This is a genomic window from Novosphingobium sp. IK01, assembly GCF_033242265.1.
GTDB classification, from domain to species: domain Bacteria; phylum Pseudomonadota; class Alphaproteobacteria; order Sphingomonadales; family Sphingomonadaceae; genus Novosphingobium; species Novosphingobium pituita.
This window is the reverse complement of the sequence record NZ_BTFW01000001.1, coordinates 1,539,472-1,562,166: the sequence shown is the minus strand read 5'-3', so window position 1 is coordinate 1,562,166 and position 22,695 is coordinate 1,539,472. Positions and strand designations below refer to the sequence as shown.

At 67.8% G+C, this 22,695-nt stretch carries 18 protein-coding genes; 7 read left to right on the top strand and 11 right to left on the bottom strand.

Annotation, left to right across the window (positions count from 1 at the left end):
• Nucleotides 1–39: 39 nt before the first annotated feature.
• On the bottom strand, nucleotides 40–783 hold the full coding sequence (locus SBI20_RS07250) for a 16S rRNA (uracil(1498)-N(3))-methyltransferase (protein ID WP_317976065.1): 744 nt from the start codon (nucleotides 781–783) through the stop codon (nucleotides 40–42).
• A gap of 95 nt (nucleotides 784–878) precedes the next feature.
• Here SBI20_RS07250 and ubiA point away from each other — a divergent pair, with 95 nt between their 5' ends.
• Nucleotides 879–1,817, top strand: coding sequence for a 4-hydroxybenzoate octaprenyltransferase (gene ubiA, locus SBI20_RS07245; RefSeq protein WP_317974423.1), 939 nt, complete (start codon nucleotides 879–881; stop codon nucleotides 1,815–1,817).
• Here ubiA and SBI20_RS07240 read toward each other — a convergent pair.
• From SBI20_RS07240 to SBI20_RS07225, 4 genes are all read right to left on the bottom strand, one after another.
• Entirely contained in the window at nucleotides 1,814–5,263 is a 3,450-nt protein-coding gene (locus tag SBI20_RS07240) for a chromosome segregation SMC family protein (protein WP_317974422.1), read from the bottom strand. The genes ubiA and SBI20_RS07240 overlap by 4 nt on opposite strands.
• Before the next feature lie 57 nt (nucleotides 5,264–5,320).
• The gene (locus tag SBI20_RS07235; protein ID WP_317974421.1) at nucleotides 5,321–6,073 is read right to left on the bottom strand and encodes a thioredoxin domain-containing protein; all 753 of its coding nucleotides are present in this window, start codon (nucleotides 6,071–6,073) and stop codon (nucleotides 5,321–5,323) included.
• Nucleotides 6,074–6,146: 73 nt separating this feature from the next.
• Entirely contained in the window at nucleotides 6,147–6,911 is a 765-nt protein-coding gene (locus SBI20_RS07230; RefSeq protein ID WP_317974420.1) for a thioredoxin domain-containing protein, read from the bottom strand.
• Nucleotides 6,908–7,543 (bottom strand): DUF721 domain-containing protein, encoded by a 636-nt coding sequence (locus SBI20_RS07225; protein WP_317974419.1) that lies wholly within the window; start codon nucleotides 7,541–7,543, stop codon nucleotides 6,908–6,910. The genes SBI20_RS07230 and SBI20_RS07225 overlap by 4 nt, the downstream gene beginning before the upstream one ends.
• Nucleotides 7,544–7,557: 14 nt before the next feature.
• On the opposite strand from SBI20_RS07225, the gene SBI20_RS07220 reads away from it, so the two are divergent.
• Genes SBI20_RS07220 through nudC form a run of 3 tightly spaced genes read left to right on the top strand, consistent with a single transcriptional unit; the run spans nucleotide 7,558 to nucleotide 11,024 of the window.
• The gene (locus SBI20_RS07220; protein WP_317974418.1) at nucleotides 7,558–8,736 is read left to right on the top strand and encodes an A/G-specific adenine glycosylase; all 1,179 of its coding nucleotides are present in this window, start codon (nucleotides 7,558–7,560) and stop codon (nucleotides 8,734–8,736) included.
• 15 nt (nucleotides 8,737–8,751) lie between these two features.
• Nucleotides 8,752–10,086: a serine hydrolase domain-containing protein gene (locus SBI20_RS07215; RefSeq protein ID WP_317974417.1), complete on the top strand. Its 1,335-nt coding sequence runs from the start codon at nucleotides 8,752–8,754 to the stop codon at nucleotides 10,084–10,086.
• Entirely contained in the window at nucleotides 10,083–11,024 is a 942-nt protein-coding gene (gene nudC, locus SBI20_RS07210; protein WP_317974416.1) for an NAD(+) diphosphatase, read from the top strand. The genes SBI20_RS07215 and nudC overlap by 4 nt, the downstream gene beginning before the upstream one ends.
• On the opposite strand, the gene SBI20_RS07205 is transcribed toward nudC, so the two are convergent.
• Entirely contained in the window at nucleotides 11,021–11,425 is a 405-nt protein-coding gene (locus SBI20_RS07205) for a DUF1489 domain-containing protein (protein ID WP_317974415.1), read from the bottom strand. The two genes, nudC and SBI20_RS07205, sit on opposite strands and share 4 nt — an antisense overlap.
• 20 nt (nucleotides 11,426–11,445) lie before the next feature.
• A complete protein-coding gene (gene mgtE / locus SBI20_RS07200; protein WP_317976064.1) occupies nucleotides 11,446–12,879 on the bottom strand; it encodes a magnesium transporter in 1,434 nt (477 codons plus the stop codon).
• A gap of 196 nt (nucleotides 12,880–13,075) precedes the next feature.
• Here mgtE and SBI20_RS07195 point away from each other — a divergent pair, with 196 nt between their 5' ends.
• From SBI20_RS07195 to SBI20_RS07185, 3 genes are all read left to right on the top strand, one after another.
• Nucleotides 13,076–13,528: a peptidylprolyl isomerase gene (locus tag SBI20_RS07195; protein ID WP_317974414.1), complete on the top strand. Its 453-nt coding sequence runs from the start codon at nucleotides 13,076–13,078 to the stop codon at nucleotides 13,526–13,528.
• A gap of 223 nt (nucleotides 13,529–13,751) precedes the next feature.
• The gene (locus SBI20_RS07190) at nucleotides 13,752–15,284 is read left to right on the top strand and encodes an acetyl-CoA hydrolase/transferase family protein (protein ID WP_317974413.1); all 1,533 of its coding nucleotides are present in this window, start codon (nucleotides 13,752–13,754) and stop codon (nucleotides 15,282–15,284) included.
• 323 nt (nucleotides 15,285–15,607) lie between these two features.
• Entirely contained in the window at nucleotides 15,608–18,760 is a 3,153-nt protein-coding gene (locus SBI20_RS07185) for a sensor domain-containing protein (RefSeq protein WP_317974412.1), read from the top strand.
• Between the two features lie 96 nt (nucleotides 18,761–18,856).
• On the opposite strand, the gene SBI20_RS07180 is transcribed toward SBI20_RS07185, so the two are convergent.
• From SBI20_RS07180 to SBI20_RS07165, 4 genes are all read right to left on the bottom strand, one after another.
• Complete coding sequence (locus SBI20_RS07180) at nucleotides 18,857–19,738, bottom strand: LysR substrate-binding domain-containing protein (RefSeq protein WP_317974411.1); 882 nt, start codon at nucleotides 19,736–19,738, stop codon at nucleotides 18,857–18,859.
• On the bottom strand, nucleotides 19,738–20,682 hold the full coding sequence (locus SBI20_RS07175) for a hemolysin family protein (RefSeq protein WP_317974410.1): 945 nt from the start codon (nucleotides 20,680–20,682) through the stop codon (nucleotides 19,738–19,740). The genes SBI20_RS07180 and SBI20_RS07175 overlap by 1 nt, the downstream gene beginning before the upstream one ends.
• 62 nt (nucleotides 20,683–20,744) lie before the next feature.
• The gene (gene ybeY, locus SBI20_RS07170; protein WP_317974409.1) at nucleotides 20,745–21,239 is read right to left on the bottom strand and encodes an rRNA maturation RNase YbeY; all 495 of its coding nucleotides are present in this window, start codon (nucleotides 21,237–21,239) and stop codon (nucleotides 20,745–20,747) included.
• Between the two features lie 95 nt (nucleotides 21,240–21,334).
• On the bottom strand, nucleotides 21,335–22,498 hold the full coding sequence (locus SBI20_RS07165) for a PhoH family protein (RefSeq protein ID WP_317974408.1): 1,164 nt from the start codon (nucleotides 22,496–22,498) through the stop codon (nucleotides 21,335–21,337).
• Nucleotides 22,499–22,695 lie beyond the last annotated feature (197 nt).

Sequence of the window (22,695 nt, the reverse complement as noted above, 5' to 3'; positions counted from 1 at the left end):
ACAATCTGATCGGATTCCCAAATCAGCCGGGAAGGACGCTCACCAGTCGCCCATGGTCCCCATCCACAGCGCGGTGGCTGCCACGGCTGCGGTTTCGCCGCGCAGGATGCGCGGGCCCAGCGTGATCGCGCGGGCGCGCGGATGGGCGCGAATGGCGGCGCGTTCGGCCTCGTCGAAGCCGCCTTCGGGGCCAATCAGCAGCGCGGCTGGGCCCTCATGGGCAGCAAAGGCCGCGCGCGCGGGGGCGCCGCCCTGTTCGTCGGCGAAGAACAGCGTGCGGGTCTGGGGCCAGTCGCGCAGCAGCGCGTCGAGGCGGGCGGGCGGGGCAAGCGTGGGCAGGGCCGTGCGCGCGCATTGTTCGGCGGCCTCGGTGATGATCGCTTCGGCGCGCTCGGGGTTGAGCTTGTCGGCCACGCAGCGCCGGGTGATCACCGGGCGGATCTGCGCGACGCCCAGTTCGGTCGCCTTTTCGAGCACCCAGTCATAGGCCTGCTTCTTGAGCAGGGCCGGGCAGAGCCAGAGGTCGGGCACGTCCTCGCGCGGGCGCAGGCACGTCTCGACCGCCAGAACCACGTCGCGCTTGCCCGCCTGCGCCACGCGGGCGACCCATTCGCCGGTCTGGTTGTCGCACAGGATCACCGCGTCGCCTGCCGCCACGCGCATGACTTTGCCCAGATAGTGCGCCTGCGGCCCGTCGAGAGCGATGGTTTCCCCTTCGGCAAGGCGCTGGCTCACGAAGAGGCGCGGGGCGGAGCGGGGCGGCCAGGCGGGGGTGGCGGGCAAGTGCTGGGTCATGGTGGCCGGTTCATAGGCGCGCGGGCTGGTTCAGGCAATCTGGGGTCTTGCGCCGCGCGCCCAAGCGGCGCATGCGGCCTGCCATGACGGCTCAAACTTCGGCTCAAACTACGGCTCGGGCAACCGACCAGATCGTTCCCGACAGCGAGCACCGCGGGCTGGTGGCCCGCCTGCCGCAACCCTTGCGCGACTATGCGCTGCTCGCCCGGTTCGACCGGCCGATCGGCTGGTGGCTGCTGTTCTGGCCTTGCGCCTGGGGGGTGTTCCTGGGCGGCGGCGCGGCGCAATGGCGGCTGGTGGTCTGGATGCTGGTGGGTTCGGTCGTGATGCGCGGGGCGGGCTGCGTCTACAACGACATCGTCGATGCCAAGCTCGACGCGCGGGTGGCGCGCACGGCGCAGCGCCCGGTGGCGAGCGGACGGGTGAGCAAGAAGGCGGCCTGGGCCTGGCTGGGCCTGCTCACGCTGGTCGGGCTGGTCGTGCTGGTGCAGTTGCGCTGGCAGGCGCAGCTGGTGGCGGTGGGCAGCCTTGGCCTTGTCGCGGGCTATCCGTTCATGAAGCGGATCACCTGGTGGCCGCAGGCCTGGCTGGGCATGGTCTTTACGTGGGGTGCGCCGACGGGGTGGATCGCCGTCAGCAGCGATCATCTGGGGGCCTTGGCCGCGCTCTATGCCGGGTCGATCTGCTGGTGCATCGCCTATGACACGATCTACGCGTTGCAGGACCGCGAGGACGACGCGCTCGTCGGCATCCGGTCGAGCGCGCGGGCGATGGGCAGCAAGGTCAAGCCCGGCGTGGGGGCGTTCTATGGCGTGACGGTAGCGTGCTGGGCGCTCGCCTTCTGGCTGGTGCGGCCCGATCCGCTGGCGCTGCTCGCGCTGGTGCCGGTGGCCGGGCATCTGGCCTGGCAGGTCCTGACCCTCAAGGTGGGCGACAACGACAATGCCCTTGCGCGGTTCCGCTCCAACCGCATGGCCGGGTTCCTGATGGCGCTGGCCTGCCTTGCCGTGGGCAGTGCCTAAGCGGCGGAGGGTGCGGGCGCGCTGGCCAGCAGGTCTTCCGCGCCGCCAAGGTCCACGCTGACGAGGCGCGAGACGCCGCGTTCGACCATGGTGACGCCGAACAGGCGGTGCATCCGGCTCATCGTCACGGCATTGTGCGTGACGATCAGGTAGCGGGTGCTCGTTTGCGCCACCATCGCATCGAGGAGGTCGCAGAAGCGTTCGATATTCGCATCGTCGAGCGGGGCGTCGACTTCGTCGAGCACGCAGATCGGCGCAGGGTTGGTCAGGAACAGCCCGAAGATCAGCGCCACTGCCGTCAGCGCCTGTTCCCCGCCCGAAAGCAGGGTCAGCGATTGCAGGCGCTTGCCCGGCGGCTGGGCCATGATTTCAAGGCCCGCTTCGAGCGGGTCGTCGCTGTCGATCAGCGCCAGATGCGCCTCGCCCCCGCCGAACAGCCGTGTGAACAGGCGGCGGAAATGCCCGTCGACCGCCTCGAAGGCGGCGCGCAGGCGTTCGCGCCCCTCGCGGTTGAGGTTGCCGATCGAGCCGCGCAGCCGGTTGACCGCTTCGGCCAGTTCGGCCTGCTGGGCGAGGCTCTCGGCGTGGCGCCCTTCCATCTCGGCCAGTTCGGCAGCGGCCACGAGGTTGACCGGGCCGATCCGCTCGCGCTCGGCCAGAAGGCTTTCGTGGGTGTCGTTTTCCTGTGCGGCGCTGCCCACTTGCGCCGAGGCAAACGCGAAGCGTTCGGGCAGGAGCGGGGGCGGGCACTGGAAGCGGTCGCCCGAAACACCCGCCATGTCCTGTCGGCGCTGGTCCTCGTGGGCGGCGCGCGCGATGGCCCCGGCGCGGTGCTCGCGCGCGGCGGCCAGCGCCTCGTTGGCGGCGGCGAGCGCGGCATCGGCGGCCTTGCCCGCCTGTTCGGCTTGCGCCAGCGCGGCTTCGGCCTGCGCGAGATCGGCGGTGATGCGGGTGCCGATGGCGTCGCCCTCCTCGATCTGGGCCATCAGGCCGAGCGGCTTGGCCGCGCCCACGGCGCGTTCGGCGTCGAGTTCTTCGGCGCGCTTGGCCATCTGGGCGAGGCTGCGGGTCGCATCATCGGCGCGGGCCTGCCAGTTGCGCTGGTCGGCCTTCATGCCGCCCAGCCGCTCGCGCCCGACGGCCAGCGCCTGTTCGAGGGCGGCCTGTGCGGCGCTGGCCTGTTGCAGGGCGCGCGCGGTGTCCGACAGGCGGCCTTGCGCGGCCTCCACCGCCGCGCGGCCCTGCGCCGGATCGGGGAGGGCGGCCTGCTGGGCCTGTGCGGCGCTTGCTTCGGCTTCGGCCTCGGCGCGCTGCTGGCCCAGGGTTTCGCGGGCGCGGGCCAGATCTTGCGCCCGCTGGGCTTGGGTGGCGCGGGCGGCTTCGGCCTGGTCGAGCGCGCGCAGGGCGCTACGCTCGGCGTCGGCGGCGCTGCCGATGGCCTTTTCGATGCCGCTCCATTCGGCCTGTACGGCAGACAGGCCTTGGCGTGCGGCCTCGTGGGCGGTGTCGGCCTCGGCCAGCGCCTGTTCGAGGGCGGGGCGGCGCTGTTCGAGATCGGTCAGGCGGTTGTCGGCCTCCAGCGCGGCGGCCTGCGCGGCCCCTTCGCCGCGCGCGACAAAGCCATCCCACCGGCGCAAGTGCCCGCCGCGCGTGACCAGCCATTCGCCCGGCGCAAGCGGCTGCCCTTCATCGGCCTCGACCGCGTGGACCAGCGCGAGGCGGGCGGCGAGTTCGTCCGGGCATTGCGCCATGTGGAGCAGCAGGGCATCGGGCAGCGGTTCGGGTGCTTCCGCGCCGGTCCAGAACCGGCCTTCGTCCTGCGCGGGGCCGAGCGGGGCGGCTGCATCGCGCCCCAGCACGGCGGCCAGCGCGCGTTCCCAGCCCGGCGCGACGCGGCAGGCGTCGAGCGCGGCAGGGCCCTTGCCGCGCGCCATGGCCGCTTTGGCGCGGGCGGCCTTGTCGCGGGCCAGCGCCTCGGCCTCGCGCACGACCCCGGCCAGATCGGCGCGGGCCCCGGCCAGCGCATTGGCGGCGGCATCGCGCGCGGCTGTCAGGGTTTCGCGGGCCAGGGCCAGTTCGTCGCGGCGGGCGCGGCTGCGCGCGAGGGTCTGCGCGGCTTCGTCGCGGCGGGCTTGCGCTGCGGCCAGCGCCAGTGCCGGATCGGGCTGGGCGGCCAGCGCGGCGGCCTGCGCGTCGAGCCGGGCGCTTTCGGCGTCGAGGCGGGCAAGGCGCTGGGCGGCGGCGGCAAGGGCGGCCTGCGCCACGCGCCATTCTGCCTCTGTCCCGGCCAGCGCGGCGACTTTTTGCGCGTGGTCGACTTGCGCGGCGCGGGCCGTGCGGTCGGCTTCGTCGTGGGCTTGCACGAGCAGCGGGCGGCGGGCCTCGTCGGCCAGAAGGTCGGCCTCGCTGCGGGTGATGTCGGCTTCGAGGCGGGCGAGGGCGAGCGCGGCCTCGCGGGTCACGCGGTCGGCCTGGGTGCGGTCTTCCTCGATCCGTGCGCGCTGGCGGTCGATGTCGGCCAGGCGCTGTTCGGCGGCATCGAGTTGGGCGGCGAGGGCGGCCATGCGCTGGCCATGGGCGGCGGCATCCTGACGGCGGTCGAACTGGGCCTCGCGCGCCTGTGCGAGCGCGGTGGCGGCGGCATGTTGCGCGCCCTGCGCGGTGACGGTCGCGGCCTGCGCCCCGGCGACGGCGGCTTCGGCTTGTCCCGCTTCCTTGCGGGCGAGGTCGGCGGCCTGCGCGGCGTCGCGCCAGCGGGCATAGGTCAGCCGCGCTTCGGCCACGCGGATGCGTTCGGACACGTCCTTGTAGCGCTGGGCGGCGCGGGCCTGCTTGCGCAAGGCGGCGATCTGGTCGTCGAGCCCGGCCATGAGGTCTTCGAGGCGGCCAAGGTTGGCCTCGGTCGCGCGCAATTTCTGCTCGGCATCGCGGCGGCGGACGTGAAGCCCGGCGATCCCGGCGGCTTCCTCCAGCATCATGCGCCGCTCGGCCGGCTTGGCGGCGATGACCGCGGCGATGCGCCCCTGACTGACAAGCGCCGGGCTGTGCGCGCCGGTGGCCGCATCGGCGAAGATCAGGCCGACATCCTTGGCCCGCACGTCGCGCCCGTTGACGCGATAGGCCGAACCCGCCCCGCGCTCGATCCGGCGGACGACTTCGAGTTCGCCGCCCCACTGGTCGTCGGGGTCGGTCTTTGCGGTCAGCGCCACTTCGGCAAAGGCGCGTGGGGGGCGCCGGCCGCTGCCGGCAAAGATCACGTCGTCCATTCCGCTGCCGCGCATCGCGCGGGCCGAAGCCTCGCCCATGACCCAGCGCAAGGCTTCGAGCAGGTTGGACTTGCCACACCCGTTGGGGCCGACCACGCCGGTCAGCCCCGGCTCGATCCGCAGTTCGGCCGGTTCGACGAAGCTCTTGAAACCGGAGAGTTTCAAGCGCTGGAAATGCATGGCCACCCCCCGAAAGAGAGGCGCCGCCCCCACGGCGCCCCCACATTCCGCTTCAGATCAGCGCGCGCCGGCGCGCTGCAAAATGGGTTCGAGCTGTTCCCAGGTCGCCACGTCGACATTCTTGCCGTTGACGAGGAAAGTCGGGGTGCCCGAAATGTTGTACTTGTCTTCCCAGGACTGGGTATTGGCGGCGAGCGTCTTGGCGGCGTCGGTCTTGGCCAGGCACGCCAGCGCCTGATCGCGCGCAATGCCGCGCGCGCCGAAGAAGTCGATCAGCCCGCCCTTGTCGGCCAGCACGGTGAACAGCTTGTCGGGCGGGGTGCTGCCCGACTGGATCGCCGTGGCGGCGGGCTGGAGCTTGGCGAACAGGTCCTTCTGGTTGGAATAGACCTGCTCGGTCAGCGCATAGAACGTGTCGGGCGTGCCGCACTGGGTGAGCATGGCCATCGTGGTATCGAACGGATCGCGCACGAAGTTGCGGAATTCGAGGCTCACGCGGCCCGAGGCGATGTAGCTTTCGCGCAGCTTGGGGAAGCCTTTTTCGGCAAATTCGCCGCAGTGCGGGCAGGTGAGCGAGCCGAATTCGATGACCTTGATCGCCGCATCGGGGTTGCCCATCACATAGCCGCCATCGGCGGTCTTGCTGACCACGTCGGCCCAGGCCTTGCCAGCGGGGGCGGGCACGTTGGGCAGGGTGGCGGCGCTTTCGCTCGCGGTTCCGGTAGCGGTGTCATCGCTCTTCTTGCAGGCGGCAAGGTTGAGCGCGAGCGGCAGGGCGAGCAGCGCGATGCGGGCGGAGGCAAGCTTCATGGCTGGGGTGTTCCGTCTCTGGAATGGTCGGTTGTGGCACACATGCACGAAAAGGGGTTTTGGCCCTTCCGCGTCAGTTCATGCGGGCTTCGATCTGGGGCTTGAGCGCGGCCCAGCTGGCGGTTCCGGCCAGCGGCAGGCCGTTGAGCACGAACGAGGGCGTGCCCTGGACATAGTCCTTTTCTTCGGCTTCCTTGGTGGCGGCGGCAAGGCGGGTGGCCAGCGCCTCGTCGGCCAGGCAGCGGTCGGCGGCGGGGCGGTCGATCCCGCGCGTGGCGATCATGTCGTAGAACTTGAAGTCGCTGGCAATGGCGCGGGTGCGGCTGGCGAGCGGGCCCGTGGTCCAGCGCTGGCGCTGGGCATTGGTGGCGGTGGCTTCAAGGCCGATCCAGTCCGGCTGGCGGGTCAGGAACATGACATGGGTGGGCCAGAAGGCCTTCGTGGGCACGCAGTGGGTGAGCAGGGCCACGGTCAGGTCGACCGGGTCGCGCACGAAGTTGCGCACCTCGATCGAGCCCTTGCCCGGCCCGATCATGCCCAGACGCAACTGGGCGTCGGATTCCTGGGTGAAATGGGCGCAATGGGGGCAGGTATAGCTGACATATTCGACCAGCTTGATCTGGCCGTCCGGGTTGCCGAGCAGGTAGCTGTCGCGCGGCGTGCGCACGATGGTCTGGTTCCAGTTGTGCGCAGAAGCGGGCGCCAGCGATTTGGTCGCCACCGGGGCCGCCGCCGGGGCAGCTTTCTGGACGGGGGCGGCCAGGGCCGGGCCGGATGCCAGGGCCAGCCCGGTCAGGGCGGCCAGAACGGCAACAAGGTTACGCAAAGGTCTGATCACTTCTGTCCATCCCTGTTCTTCGTTTCTTCGCGTGCACTCGCTTCGCCCAGCGAGCGGGCCAGCGATTCGAGCACCGCGCGCAGTTCCGGGTCGCCGATGTCGCGCAGGCTTTCCCCCAGTTCCATCGGGATCGGCTTGAGCGAGGGCGGCGCGAGTGGCTTGGGACCGGTGGCTTGCCGTGCCTGAACCACGCCTTGACGCAGCTTGACGCGGGCGACCGCGCGATAGCCGAAGAAGCGGTTCACCCGCTCGATGATCTCGGGGATCACATGCTGGATCAGCGGGGCATGGGCCGGGGTGACGACCAGATGGAGTACCCCGTCGGCCTTTTCGCCTGGCGCGAAGCGGATCGATTCGGGCAGGCAATGGCGCGCATGGGCCGCCCCGATGATCTCGGGCCAGCGCGAGACGACCGAGCTTTGCACGAAGCCGAAGCGGCGGAACGCGGTGCGCCCGATGGCGGGCATGAGATCGGAAATCTGGCGCGCATCGCCCCCGCGCGGGCGTTCGAACGTGCGCCCTGCGTCGCTGCCTGTGCTGGCCCTGGCCTTTTGCGCGCGACTGGTGTCGGCGCGATTGGAGCGGGCACGACTGGGTTTGGGCGGATCGCTTTCCATTGTGGGCCAAGCCATGCCATAGCGGCGCCATGCAAGCCAGCACCCATGTTGACGATCATGTTCACGATTTTCCCCCCTCCGTGCCGAAGGGCGAGGAGGGGGCCAATGACGGGGCCAATGACGGGGCTGGCGTCGCGCAGGCCCTGCTGGTCTGGTACGATGTCCATGCCCGGCATTTGCCCTGGCGGCATCGGCCAGATCCGCTTGGACAAGCACCCTTGCCCGATCCCTATCGGGTCTGGCTGTCCGAAGTGATGCTCCAGCAGACGACAGTGGCTGCTGTCGTCCCCTATTTCGAGAAGTTCACCAGCGCCTGGCCGACGGTCGAGGCGCTGGCCGCCGCCGACGAGGCACAGGTCATGGCCGCGTGGGCGGGGCTGGGCTATTATGCCCGCGCGCGCAATCTGGTGGCCTGCGCGCGGGCGGTGGCGGCGCTGGGGGCTTTCCCCGACAGCGAGGAGGGCTTGCGCGCGCTGCCCGGCCTTGGCGCCTATACCGCAGCGGCGGTGGCCGCGATTGCCTTCGGGCGGCGGGCGGTGGTGGTCGATGCCAATGTCGAGCGGGTGATCGCGCGGCTCTTTGCCATCGAGGAGCCTTTGCCCGGCGCACGCAGCGCGATCCGCGCGGCGACCGACAGCGTGACCCCGGCCACCCGCGCGGGCGATTTCGCGCAGGCGATGATGGACCTTGGCGCAACCATCTGCACGGTCAGGGCGCCGCGCTGCCTGCTCTGCCCGCTGGAAAAGCTGTGCCGCGCGCGGGCCACCGGCAACCCCGAAAGGCTCCCGGTCAAGGCGCCGAAAAAGACCAAGCCCGTGCGGCAGGGGCGCGCGTTCTGGATCGAGCGGACGGGGGCCGACGGCGAGGTCGAAGTCCTGCTCGTCACCCGTCCGGGCAAGGGCATGCTGGGGGGGATGCGTGCCTTGCCCGACGATGGCTGGAGCGCGCGGGCCGATGGCCATGGCGCGCCCCCTGCGGTCTGCGCGCCCCTCGGGGTCGCACAGGCCGACTGGCAGGCGGGCGGGGTTGTCCGCCACGGGTTCACCCATTTTGATCTGGAACTTCATTTGGTGGTGGCCGTTGGCGATCCGGATTGTAGGGTGTCAGCCATGCTCGGGGACGATGCGCAGTGGTGGCCGCGCGCGCGGATTGCGGATGCCGGGTTGCCCACGGTCTTTGCCAAGGCGGCGCAACTGGTGCTGGCCTGAAAGGATGCCGGTTTGATGCAGGATCGCGAATCGCAAGTGCGGGACTGGAACGTGCGGGGCTGGAATCGGCGCGGCGTGCTGGGCGGGGCCGGGGTGGTCGGCGGGGCGGTGCTGCTGCGCTGTCTGGCCCATGCCAGCCCTGCCGATCCGCGCCTGCCTGCGGTTTCGGCGCTGGTCGATGACTATGTCGATTCCGGGCGTCTGGTCGGCGCGGTGGCGACGCTGGGCTGGGGCAGCGCTCCGCCCGAAATGGTCGCGCGCGGGGTGGCGACGCGCGGCGACCGGCGGGGCCTTGGCCTCGACAACCTGTTCCGCATCTATTCGATGACCAAGCCGATCACCGGCATGGCCGCGATGATGCTGATCGACGAGGGCAAGCTCGGCCTCGACCAGCCCATCGCCGATTTCCTGCCCGGCTTTGCCCATATGAAGGTTCTGGCCGATCCGGCCGGGCCCGTCGACAAGGTGGTGCCCGCCACGGCGCAGATCACCGTGCGCAACCTGCTCACCCATACCGCGGGGCTCGGCTATACGATCATCCAGTCCGGGCCGATCCGGCAGGCTTATCTCGATGCGGGGATCGTGCCCTTGCGGGTCAGCCGGGTGAAGCTGCCGTTCTTCGCCAGCGCGCCGATTGCGCCCAGCCTTGCCGCCTTTGCCGACCGGCTGGCCGGCCTGCCGCTGGTCTATCAGCCGGGCACGCGCTGGTCCTATTCGGTCGGGCTCGATCTGCTGGGGCGCGTGATCGAGCTGGCCTCGGGGCGCGATTTTGCGGGTTTCCTTCAGGAACGCCTGTTCGATCCGCTGGGCATGACGAGCACTGCGTTCGAACTGGCCGACCGCGATGTCGAACGGTTCACCAGCAATTACCTGATCTTCGACGGGCGCCTGCTGCCCATCGACGGGGCGGTGAACTCGATTTACCGCGATCCGCCGCCGTTTCCCTTTGGCGGGGCCGGGCTGATCAGTTCGCCGCGCGATTACGACCGCTTCCTGGCCATGCTGCTGGGTGGCGGGGTCTTTGCGGGCAAGCGGGTCATGGGCGCGCGCGCGGTCGCGCTGGGGACCAGCAACCTCCTGCCGCCCGGCGCGACGACGGCGGGCACATGGATTGCGGGCCATGGCTTTGGCGCGGGGGGGCGTGTCGGCCTGGGCGCAGAGGCGGGCACCTATGGCTGGTCGGGCGCGGCGGGCACGCTGGGCTTCATCAGCAAGCCGGGCGGCGTGCGCGGGGGGCTGTTCACGCAATATATGCCCGCCATGACCTATCCGCTCGAAAAGGATTTTCCGCAGGCCGTGCGCAGCGATGTGCGCGCGCGGCTGTTGTTGCAAAACAAGGTTCCCGCATGACGACCGATTCTGCCCTGCTTTCGCGCCGCCGCTCCCATTCTCCCATCGCCTATTCGGCCAGCCCGCTCGACCGGGCCGATGCGGTGCGCGGCGATCCTGCCCGGCTGGCGGCGGTCATGGCCGGGGAGGGCGCACGGCTTTTGCGGCTCGACGGGCTGGCGCCGGTCTTTTCGGATACGGGCGGTCTGGTCTGGGTTCCCCTTTCGGATATGCCGGGAGGCCCGCAGGGGGCCGAGCTGATCTTCCTCGGGCTCGACGCGCAGGGGCACGGGCATTTCGCGCCGGTCGTGGCCGATCTTGCGGGCAGCACGGCGCCTGCCGCTGCCGACTTGCGCCGCCTGCTCGACGCCATGCCTGCGGCTGATCTGGCGATCTATGGCGGGGCGCGCAGTCTGGTCGACTGGCACGCGCGGCACCGGTTCTGCGCGCGCTGTGGCAGCGCGACGCGGCTGGCCAAGGGCGGCTGGCAGCGCTCCTGCGTCAACGAGGCTTGCGGAGCCGATCATTTTCCGAGTGTTGATCCCGTCACGATCATGCTGGTCGAGCATGACGGGTGCCTTCTGCTCGGGCGCCAGCCGCGTTTTCCTGCCGGGCGCTATTCGGCGCTGGCCGGGTTCGTCGAGCCGGGGGAGACGATGGAAGAGGCCGTCGCACGCGAGGTTTTCGAGGAAGCGGGCGTGCGCGTGCGCGATGTGCGCTATGTGGCGAGCCAGCCCTGGCCCTATCCCTCGTCGCTGATGATCGCCTGCCATGCGCTGGCCGACGACCGGGCGATTGCCATCGACGCCAACGAGCTTGAGGATGCGCAGTGGTTCACCCGTGCGCAAGTGGCCGCCGCGCTGGCGGGGGCGAGCGATGCGCTGTTCGAGGTTCCCCCGCCCAGCGCGGTGGCGCGGCATCTGCTCGAATGGTGGATGGAGCAGGCTGTTTCTGTCTAGACGAGACCCAGACGGGCGAGTTCGCCAGCCACGTCGGGGGGAAGGATGTCGCCCTCCTGCCCTTCATCCAGATCGGCAGGGGCATCGGCCTCTTCGAGATAGCGCCAGCCCTGATGGGCGCGGCGTGGGCAGGGGACGACATCGATCAGGCGGGTGGAGATCAGGATGGCGGTGCGTCCGCCTTCGGCTTCCTCGAAACCGAGGATTTCCGAGCGGGCGACCAGCTGGTGCTTGAGGATCCAGAACAGCGAGCCGCCGATCATCTCGGCATGGCGGCGCGGGCAGTTGCGCGTGGTCAGGCGGGCGACGCCTTCGCCATGGCGGCCATCGGGGGCGAACCAGTCGTGCACTTCGGCCAGCGACTGCGCGCCATAGGCCACTTTGGTCATGTTGAGGGGCATGGGAGGCAGGTTCCGTCGGGTCAGGAGGTGAGGCCGGTGACCACGGCCAGCCCGAGGAACGAGAAGAAGCCCATCGTGTCGGTCGCGGTCGTCACGAAAACGGCCGAGGAGACCGCCGGGTCCACGCGCAGGCGGTCGAGCCCGACCGGAACGAGGATGCCCGCAAGGCCCGCCACCAGATTGTTGATGATCATCGCCGCGGCGATCACCATGCCCAGATGCGGGTTGCCGAAGATGAGCCCGGTGCCCGTGCCGATCAGCAGGCCAAGCGAAAGGCCGTTGGTCAGCGCGATGCGCAGCTCGCGCATGATCATCCACCAGGTGTTCGAACTGGTCAGCTGGTTGGTGGCAATGGCGCGCACGACCACCGCAAGGGTCTGCGTGCCCGCATTGCCGCCCATGCCCGAGACGATCGGCATCAGCACCGCCAGCAGCGCGAAATGGGCGATGGCGTTCTGGAACAGGCCGACCACCGAGGAGGCCAGGATCGCCGTCCCCAGATTGACCACCAGCCACGACAGGCGCGTGCGCACGGTCAGCGAGATCGGCTCGTTGATGTCGCCGTCGCCCGCGCCCGAAAGGCGCAGGATGTCTTCGCTGGCTTCTTCCTGAATGATGTGGACAACGTCGTCGACGGTGATCTGGCCGACCAGACGCCCGCTTTCATCGACCACGGCGGCGGAAATCAGCGCGTATTTCTGGAAGCGCAGCGCGACTTCTTCCTGGTCCATCGTCACCGGAATCAGCGTCTGGTCGCGCTTCATCACGTCGGTCAGCGCAATCTCGCGCGGTGCACGCAAAATCCACGAAAGCTGGCAGGTGCCGACCGGGCGGTGCTTGACGTCGACGACGAAGACTTCCCAGAATTCGGTCGCCAGATCGTCGTCGCGGCGCAAGTAGTCGATCAGGTCGCCCACGCTCAGGTGTTCGGGAACCGCGATCACGTCGCGGCTCATCAGGCGGCCGGCCGATTCCTCGGGGAAGGAGAGCGCGCTTTCGATGGCCGCGCGGTCTTCGGGCTCCATCTCGGCCAGAACGGCCTGCTGGTCGGCCTCGTCCAGATCCTCGATCAGGGCGACGGCGTCGTCCGTCTCCATCTGCTCGGCCAGTTCGGCCACTTCGTCGGGTTCGAGTTCCTCGACGAGGTCGTCGCGCACCCAGTCGTTGAGTTCGGCCAGCACGTCCGAACCGAGCAGGTCGTTGATCGCGCGGGCGAGCGCGGCGCGATAGTCGTGGCCGATCAGCTCGAACAGGTCGGCCACGTCGGCCGGGTGGAGCGGCTCGACGAGGTTGTAGACGGTTTCCTGATCGCCCGCGTCGAGCGCTTCGACGACCTTGCGCAGGAACGCGGGGCGCAAGGTGTTGTCTTCCTCGTCCAGTTCGTCAGACACGCGTGAGGGCTCTGGACGCGCAAGGTCCGCGCGCGCATCGTCATGGCCCGGTTCCGCCGCCATTTTGGGCAGGGTGCCGGTTGCGTTCAGGTTGTCGTGATCGGTGGGCGCGCCATTGTCCATCCGGGCCGGGATAGGCGATCAAGCGCCAAATGCAATGGTGCAGTGCAGCGATGCGGCGGTAGGTGACTTTGCCGCAAACCACCCTATATCAGGGAGCATTCTTTGCCCCCATATTTTGCCAAGGGAAGAGTTCTCGATGTCTGAAGAAAAACTGGTCCTCTCGCTCGATTCGGGCGACGTGGTGATCAAGCTGCGTCCCGACCTGGCTCCCGGCCACGTCGCGCGGATCAAGGAACTGGCCTCGGAAGGTTTTTACGACGGTGTGAAGTTCCACCGCGTGATCCCCGGCTTCATGGCGCAGGGCGGCTGCCCCGACGGCACCGGCATGGGCGGCTCGAAGAAGCCTGATCTGCAAGCCGAATTCAACGCCGAGCCCCATGTGCGCGGCGTGTGCTCGATGGCCCGCACCAGCTATCCGCACTCGGCCAACAGCCAGTTCTTCATCTGCTTCGATGACGCGCGCTTCCTCGACCGCCAGTACACCGTCTGGGGCCAGGTCGAGAGCGGCATGGAACACATCGACGCGCTGCCCAAGGGCGAGCCGCCGGCAAAGCCCGGCGTGATCCGCAAGGCCACTATTCAGGCCTGAGCAAAAAAATTGGCAATTCTGTCTCCTAAATGAGACGGGATCGTACCAAATGTGTGGAAAGGCGGGGCTGGTCCCCGCCTTTTTTGCTGCACTTGCCACGCCACGCGCGTAGGGGCGGGGCGGACCGAACCAGAATCGCCACCATGGCACCGCCTCGACGCCCCTTGTTTTTGGCTGCGGCGCGGCAAAGTGGATGGCGCCACGTGAAAGGAGCCTGTCGAACATGTCCTCCGCCCCCGTTTCTACGGCCAGGATCGCCAACCCCGAATTCCAGGCCCGCCTGATGGATGCCGAAGCGGCTGCTTCGCTCATCAAGCCGGGTGCTGTTGTCGGCATGAGTGGCTTTACCGGTGCCGGCTATCCCAAGGCCGTTCCCCTGGCGCTTGCCCGCCAGATGGACGAGGCCCGCGAGGCCGGAAATCCTTATGCGATCAAGGTTTGGACGGGCGCCTCGACGGGCCCCGAACTCGACGGCGCGCTGGCTCGGGCCAAGGGTATCGACTTCCGCCTGCCCTACAACTCCGACCCGCTCGTGCGCGAGCAGATCAACAGCGGTGCGGTCCAGTATTTCGACATGCACCTGAGCCAGGTGGCTCCGGCGGCATGGCAGGGCTTCCTTGGCCCGCTCGACGTCGCGCTCGTCGAAGTCTCGGCGATCCTGCCCGATGGCTCGGTGGTGCCCTCCTCGTCGGTCGGCAACAACAAGACCTGGCTCGACCGCGCCGACAAGATCATCCTCGAAGTCAACTCGTGGCAGCATGAAGCACTGCACGGGATGCACGACATCTACTACGGCACCGCGCTGCCCCCGCACCGCAAGCCGATCCCGCTCGTCACCCCGAGCGACCGCATCGGCCAGGCGACCTTCCGCGTCGACCCCTCGAAGGTCGTGGGCGTCGTGGCGACCGACATCCCCGATCGCAACGCTCCGTTCAAGGCGCCCGACGCTTCGGCGCTGGCGATTGCCAGCCACCTGCTCGACTTCTTCCAGAACGAAGTGCGCGTGGGCCGTCTGCCTGCTTCGCTGCTGCCGGTGCAGTCGGGCGTGGGCAACATCGCCAATGCCGTGCTGCTCGGCCTGATGGACGCGCCGTTCGAGCCGATGACCGCCTATACCGAAGTGCTTCAGGACGGCATGCTCGAACTGCTCGCGGCGGGCAAGCTGTCGATGGCCTCGTGCACGGCCTTCTCGCTCAGCCCCGAGGCGGCCGAGCGCCTGAACGGCGAAATGGCGCTCTATCGTGACCGCATCATCCTGCGTCCGCAGGAAATCTCGAACCACCCCGAGCTGGTGCGCCGCCTTGGCTGCCTTGCCATGAACGGGATGATCGAGGCCGACATCTACGGCAACGTCAACTCGACCCACATGATGGGCTCGCGCATCCAGAACGGGATCGGCGGCTCGGGCGACTTTGCCCGCAATGCCTATATCTCGATCTTCATGGCGCCCTCGACCGCCAAGGGCGGGGCGATCTCGACGATCGTGCCGCAGGTCAGCCATGTCGACCACATCGACCAGGACGTGCAGGTCATCGTGACCGACCAGGGCCTGGCCGACTTGCGCGGGCTTTCGCCCAAGCAGCGTGCCGAGAAGGTCATCGCGAACTGCGTCCACCCGACCTTCCGCGACCAGCTGGCCGACTACTATGCCCGCGCCTTGCGCGATTCCTATGGCAAGCACTCGCCCTCGCTGCTCAAGGAAGCGCTTTCGTGGCACCAGCGGTTCATCGAAACCGGCTCGATGCTGGCGAAGTGATTCGCTCCCGCGCCTCGTGCGCGGGAGATCATGAACAGACCGGTTCGGGAATTACGGTCGGCGCGCAAGCGCCGGCCGTTTTCCTGTTTTGGCGAGGCGCGCGAAAAAATCGTTTGATGACAAAAGCCTGAAAAGTCCGGGCGGGCAGGGGGCAACAGGCTCGTCGATGGCGCCAGCGGCTCGGCTGGCCGCCCAAAAAGCGCATCCGGTCGTTTCGGATTAACCGGAAAGTTACCGTGCCCCTCGCAGGAATGACGAAACCAGAAGATTTGTGGCCAAATATTTTGCCCAGCGCCGCAAACGCCAAAAAGGTCGTCCACTCCATGCCGGAAATCTCGTCCGAATTGCGGGCCCTGAACAACTTCTTCGCAACTCTCGTGCTCGATCCGGGCGGGCGCATCGTTCGGGCCAATTCGGCTTTTCTCGACCTTCTGGGCTATGAACTGGACGAGTTGCGCGGGCGGCACGAGGCCTCGCTTGCGCAGGAATGCGACGGGGGAGAGAGCCCGGACTGGGAGCGCCTGCGTCTGGGCGGGCGCCAGTCGCTGACGGTCCAGCGCAAGAACCGCCACGGTCAGGCGCTGTGGCTCGAAGCCATGTATTATCCGGTGTGCGATGCCGCCGGGACCCTGCTCGAAGTCGTCGTGATCGCGCGCGACAGGACCGGGATGATCGCCACCGATGCGGCGGAGCGCGCCCGCGTCGGCGCCATCGGCCGGTCGAGCCCGGTTGCCCGGCTGGGCCTCGATGGCGAAGTGCTCGAAGCCAATCCGCTGTTCCATGCGATGCTGGGCCATCCTGACAAGACGCTCGTGGGCGCGCAGTATCGCGACTTGTGCGATGTGGACGCGATGGGCGCGGACGTGTTCGGCGATTTCTGGGATGCGCTGTGTGCGGGCCTGCCGCAGGACAGCCAGCAGCTGTTCCGCAGCAGCGAGGGCGCCATGCGCTGGCTGCGCGTGATGGCCAGCCCCGTGGTCGATGCGCAAGGGGCCGTGGCCGAGATCTTCATGCTGGCTGAGGACGTGACCCGTGACCGCCAGCGCCAGACCGACAATGCCTGGCAGATCGCCGCGATCCACAAGAGCCATGCGGTCATCAGCTTCGACATGAACGGCATCGTGCTCGACGCCAATTCGCGCTTCCTCGAACTGATGGAGTACGAGCGCGCCGACGTGATCGGGCGGCATCATCGCATGTTCGTCGATGCGGCCTATTCGCATGGCGCCGAATATGCCGGGTTCTGGCGCGTGCTCTCGCGCGGGCAGCATCAGGCCGGGCAATACCGCCGCGTGGCGCGCGACGGGCGCGAAGTCTGGCTTCAGGCCAGCTATAACCCGATCTTCGATCTGGCCGGAAACCCTGTCAAGATCGTCAAGTATGCCACGGATATTACAGATGAAAAGGTCCGTCAGGCCGAGCATCAGGGCCAGATCGCCGCGATCCACAAGTCGCAGTGCGTGATCTCGTTCGATCTCGAAGGCCGGGTGCTCGACGCCAACGACAATTTCCTCGAAGCCACCGGCTATCGCCTCGGCGACATTCGTGGTGCCCATCACAGCATGTTCGTGCCCGAAGAGCATGTCCGGTCCGAGGAATATCGCCAGTTCTGGAAGGCTCTGGCCAATGGCCAGCACCGTTCGGGCGAGTTCCACCGGGTGACCGCGACGGGCGCGGACCTGTGGCTTCAGGCCAGCTACAATCCGATCTTCGATCTTTCGGGCAAGCCGATGAAGATCATCAAGTATGCCTATGACGTGACCGACGAAAAGCAGCGCCATGCGCAGTTCGAGGGGCAGATCAAGGCGATCCGCAAGGCGCAGGGGGTGATCTCGTTCGCGCTCGATGGCACCGTGCTCGATGCCAATACCAAGTTCCTCGACATGGTCGGTTATGAACTCGATGAACTGGTCGGCCAGCGGCACGAGATTCTCGTCGATCCCGGCCAGGTCAACGGCTGCGAATACCTGACCTTCTGGGACAAGCTGCGCGCGGGCGAATACATGACCGGGCGGTTCGAGCGGATCAGCAAGCAGGGCGAGCGGATCTGGCTTCAGGCCAGCTACAACCCGATCTTCGATCTGGCGGGCAACCTCGTCAATATCGTCAAGTTCGCCACCGATGTGACGCAGGACGTGGCCCTGGCCGACGCTTACGAGGAAGCGCGCCAGCAATCACAGCACGATCCGGTGACATCGCTGCCCAATCGCGCGCGTCTGGCCTCGTTCCTGGCCACCGAACTGGCCATTCCCAACGCGCGCATGGCGGTGATCTATTGCGATCTCGATCGGTTCAAGCGGATCAACGACACGTTCGGCCATGCGCTGGGCGACCGCGTGCTGGGCGAGGTCGCCGACCGTCTGCGCCGTGTCCTGCGGCATGACCAGCTGGTAGCCCGCGTGGGCGGCGACGAATTCGTGATCGCGGCGCCCGGCCTTGCCGAAGACGAGGCGGAAGTGCTGTGCCAGTCGATTCTGGCGGCGATGGAAGCCCCGTTGCGCCATGAAGCCGGCGATATCACCATCGGCATCTCGCTGGGCATTGCGCTCTCGCCCCATGATGGCACGACCGCCGATACCCTGCTCCGCAATGCCGACCAGGCGCTCTATGGCGCCAAGCAGGGCGGGCGGGGGACGTTCCAGTTCTATGCCTCGGAAATGAACGAGCGCGTGGCCGCGCATCGCCGCCTCGTCGACGAACTGCGCCGGGGCATCGCGGCGGACGAGTTCTTCCTCGAATACCAGCCCCGTTTCGAGCCGCGCAGCCTCTCGGTGGTCGGCGCCGAGGCGCTCGTGCGCTGGGCCCACCCCGAAAAGGGTCGCATGGCGCCCTGCGCCTTCATTCCGGCGGCCGAGAGCAGCGGGTTGATCCTGCCGCTGGGCGAGTGGATCATGCGCACGGCCTGCATGCAGGCGGCATCATGGGATGGCGACTTGCGCGTCTCGGTCAATGTTTCGCCGGTTCAGTTCCGCGACCGCAACCTGACCGCGATTGTCGCCGATGCGCTGGCACAGGCGGGGCTGCCCGCCGACCGGCTGGAGATCGAGGTGACCGAGGGCGTGCTGCTCGAAGATCCCGAACGCGCGCAAGTCATGCTGCGCGAACTCAAGGAACTGGGCGTTTCGCTGGCCATCGACGATTTCGGCACCGGCTATGCCTCGCTCAGCTACTTGCGCAACTATCCCTTCGACATGATCAAGATCGACCGCCAGTTCGTCAGCGACATTGGCGAACGGGAAGGGGGCCGGGCCATCGTCCAGGCGATCCTCGGGCTGGGCAATGCCATGGGCATCGCAGTGACCGCCGAAGGGGTCGAGAATGCCGGGCAACTGGCCTCGCTGATCAACGACCAGTGCCGCGAGGTTCAGGGGTATCTGCTGGCCCGTCCGATGGCGCTGCCCCAGTTCGCCGAATTCCTCGTCCGCGCGCAGCAGGGCGAGGAGGAGAGCGAAATCATCGTGCCCGCAGCGGGCTGAAAGGCAGATGGCTGCGCGGGGGCAAGGATAACGGGGTGAAGGGGGCGATATTGCCCCCTTTCACAGTTCCTTCTTCTTCAGCTTTTCAGGCTGCCGTCAGAGCCCGGCCTTGAGCATCCAGTCGTGGAACAGGCGCACCGGGCGCGATTGCAGCGCGCGCGGGCGGCAGACGAACCAGTAGGAATAGGGGCTGTCGACCTCGATGTCGTAGACACGGGCCAGACGCGGATCGTGGCTGCGGCTGAAGTGATCATCGTGCATGATCGCGACACCGAGCCCTTGCGCGGCGGCTTCGAGGATGAGCTGGCCTGAATCGAAATGGTCGATGGCGGCCGGTTCCAGCCCGTCGAGATGGAGCGTGCGCTTCCACGCCTCGAAGCTGGCGGGAAGGTCGTTGTGGACGAGGAACGTCTGCCGGGCGAGCTTGGTGATATCCGGGCGCTCGCCCAGTTCGGCGGCCAGTTGCTTGCTGGCGATGGCATAGACGCGGTTGTGGTCGAGCCGCACCGAATGGAGCGTGGCATCAGGCCCTTGCGAGAGCACGATGGCCGCATCGATGGTGTCGCCCAGCTTGGTCTCGGCGGAGGTCGAGCTGTCGATGTCGATGTGGAGCTGGGGGTGGAGCTTGCGCAGCTCGCCCAGACGCGGGAACAGGCGCTGGCTGCCGAACAGCGGCAGAACGCCCAGCCGCAGGCGCATGACCTTGCCGGTGTCGATCATGCGGTCGATGCGGTCGGCCATCTCGTCGATCAGCGGGGCGACCGCATCGTAGAGGGTCTGGCCATCGTCGGTCAGCTTGAGCGCCTGGTGCTTGCGCTCGAACAGCGGCTTGCCGACGAATTCCTCGAGCGCGGCGAGGCGGCGCGAGAGCGCGGAGGGGCTGAGCGCAAGTTCGGCGGCGGCGGTCTTGGCCGAGCCTGCACGAACCACGCGGATGAAGGCTTCGAGCGAGCGAAGCGGGGGAAGGCGGCGGATCATCAGGAGTCTTCTTCCCGGGCAGAGGCGGTCGAGGGGGCATGGAGGCGGATGCGGGTGAGGCGGCGGTCGTCGCCCCCGGTCACTTCCAGCCGCCAGCCGGACTGGTGTTCGAGCACGCGGCCCACGGGTGGCACTTCGCCCGCCAGCACGACGGCCAGCCCGCCCAGCGTGTCGACGTCTTCCTCCACTTCGGCGAGGCGTGCATCGACCGTGCGGGCGACATCTTCGAGTTCGACGCGCGCATCGGCATCCCAGGTGTCGGCATCGAGCTGGTAGAGCAGGACTTCGGGCGCGTCGTCGTGCTCGTCCTCGATGTCGCCGACGATTTCCTCGACCAGATCCTCGAACGTGATGATCCCGTCGGTGCCCGAATATTCGTCGATCACCACGGCCAGATGGGTGCGGCTCGACCGCATGTCGGCCAGCACGTCGATGGCGCCGCGCGCCTGGGGCACGAACAAAGGCTGGCGCATCAGCACGGTCCAGTCGCAGGGCGCGCTTTTCCCGCTCAGGGCCATGTCGGCCACGATCGGGAAGACATCCTTGATGTGTATCATGCCGACCACTTCATCGAGCGATTCGCCATAGACCGGCAAGCGGCTGTGGCCATGTTCGGCAAAGGCACCGACGACTTCGGCAAAGGTCGAGGAAACCGGAATGGCGATGATCTGCCCGCGCGGGATGGCCACGTCGTCGGCATCGCGTTCGCTGAAGTGGAGCAGGTTCTTGAGCATCTGGCGCTCGACCGGCACGAGGTCGCCGTCGCCGCCCTCGTCATGGCCGGGTTCGTGCTCGTGCTCCTCGATCGCTTCCTCGATCTGGGAGCGCAGCGACTGGTCGTGGTCGGGCCCGCGAAAGAAAGCCCTGATGGCGCGCCATATCGCGCCGTTACTGTCGCCTTCGCCCGAGCGGCTTTCGCCCCCGGACCCATTGCCCTCGGGCACGGACCTTGCTCCTCTGTTGGCTCCGAATACGCTCGTTTCGGGTCTGTCGGGTTCAGAACTGGTCATGCATATGGGTCGGCCAGGCCCAGCAAGGCAAGCGCCTTGCGTTCCAGCTCTTCCATTTCCTCAGCTTCTGCATCGCCCAGATCGTGGTCATATCCGGCCAGATGCAGGAGCCCGTGAACGATCAGGTGGGTGGCGTGATTCTCGACCGATATGCCCTTTTCGGCGGCCTCGCGGGTGCAGACCCCCTGTGCGAGGATGATGTCGCCGAGCATGCCGGGGGCATTTTCGTCGGCCCCGGCGCGCAGCACGTCCTCGCGCGCGAGCATCGGGAACGAGAGCACGTTGGTCGACTTGTCCTTGGCCCGCCACTGCTTGTTGAGCGCGTGGACTTCCTCGTCGTCGGCCATGACCAGACTGACGAGCAGGTTGGGGTGGGCCAGTTCGGGCGCGACTTTGGCGGCAGCCTCGGCGGCGCGGTTTGACAGGGCCTCCCAGTCGGTGGCGTCACCCCAGATGGGGTCGATGTCGATTTCGAGGATCGGCGCGGTCATGGCTGTGGGGGTCCGGGGAAAAAGGGCGATTCGCTTTGGCATGGCGGGGCGGCCTGCACCACCCCGCGAACTGATGAAAATGGCAGATTTCAGCACTATTTTGCGTCGTCTGCTCCTTCATAGGCTTCCACGATGCGGCCCACGATGGGATGGCGCACCACGTCGGCCCGGCTGAAATGGACAACCCCGATGCCATCGACCCCTTCGAGGCGCGCCACCGCATCGGCAAGGCCGCTGGCCGCCACCCCGCCGGGAAGGTCGACCTGCCTGGGATCGCCACAGACGACCATGCGGCTGTTCTGGCCAAAACGGGTGAGGAACATCTTCATCTGGGCCGGCGTGGTGTTCTGCGCCTCGTCGAGGATGACGAAGGCATCGGCCAGCGTGCGCCCGCGCATGAAGGCAATCGGCGCGATCTCGATCTCGCCGCTGGCGATGCGCCGCTCGACCTGTTCGGGCGGCATGCAGTCATACAGCGCGTCGTAGAGCGGGCGCAGGTAGGGATCGACCTTTTCCTTCATGTCGCCGGGCAGGAAGCCCAGCCGCTCCCCGGCCTCGACCGCCGGGCGCGAGAGGATCAGGCGCTGGACCGAGCCGGTCATCAACTGGGCCACGGCCTGGGCCACGGCCAGATAGGTCTTGCCGGTGCCTGCCGGGCCGAGCGCGAAGATCACGTCGTTCTTCACCAGCGCCTGCATATAGGCGATCTGGGTGGCCGAACGCGGCACGATCGTCTTGCGGCGGGTGCGGATCATGATCGGGGGCGTGCCCGCGGGGCTTCCGGTGATGATCCCTTCGAGGGTGGGCTCCGCGCTCATCGCGATCAGCGATTCGAGGGCGCCTGCGTCGACTTCCTGTCCGTTGCGCAGCCGCTGGTAGAGGCCCTTGAGCACGTCGCGCGCGCGGGCCACGGCGTCTTCGGGCCCTTCGATCAGCACGCGGTTGCCACGCGCCGAAATGAACACGCCCAGCCGGTTTTCCACGAGCACGAGATTGGTATCGAACTGGCCGAACAGCGCCCCCAGCATGGTCTGTTCTTCAAATTCCACCTCGACGCGGGCGCGATTGTGGCCGCCATTGCTGCGCGGGCCATCGTGCCTTGGTCCTTCGCCGCGCGGTATTCCCGGCGCGTATCCGGCGCGTTCGCCAGACTTGGCACCAGACTGGGTGCCAGATTGGGCACCATTGCGGTCGCCATTGCGGTCGAAGGTCACTTCGCGATGCGCCTCATCGTGGGCGCGAGGGAATTTGCGGGCCATGGGGTAGGGGTGCGCGCTCCTTTCGTCGAACCTGATCCCTCGAGTGTAGGGAGTGATTGCGCAGGTGCAAGCGCCGCAAGCGTGAAATGCACAGATGAGGTGGCCCGTCTGCGACACTTTGTCGCTATCTGGCGACAAAGATGAGCGAATTCTTGCACAAGGCTTCGGAAAACGTTCAGCCGCCGCCCGCTAGACAG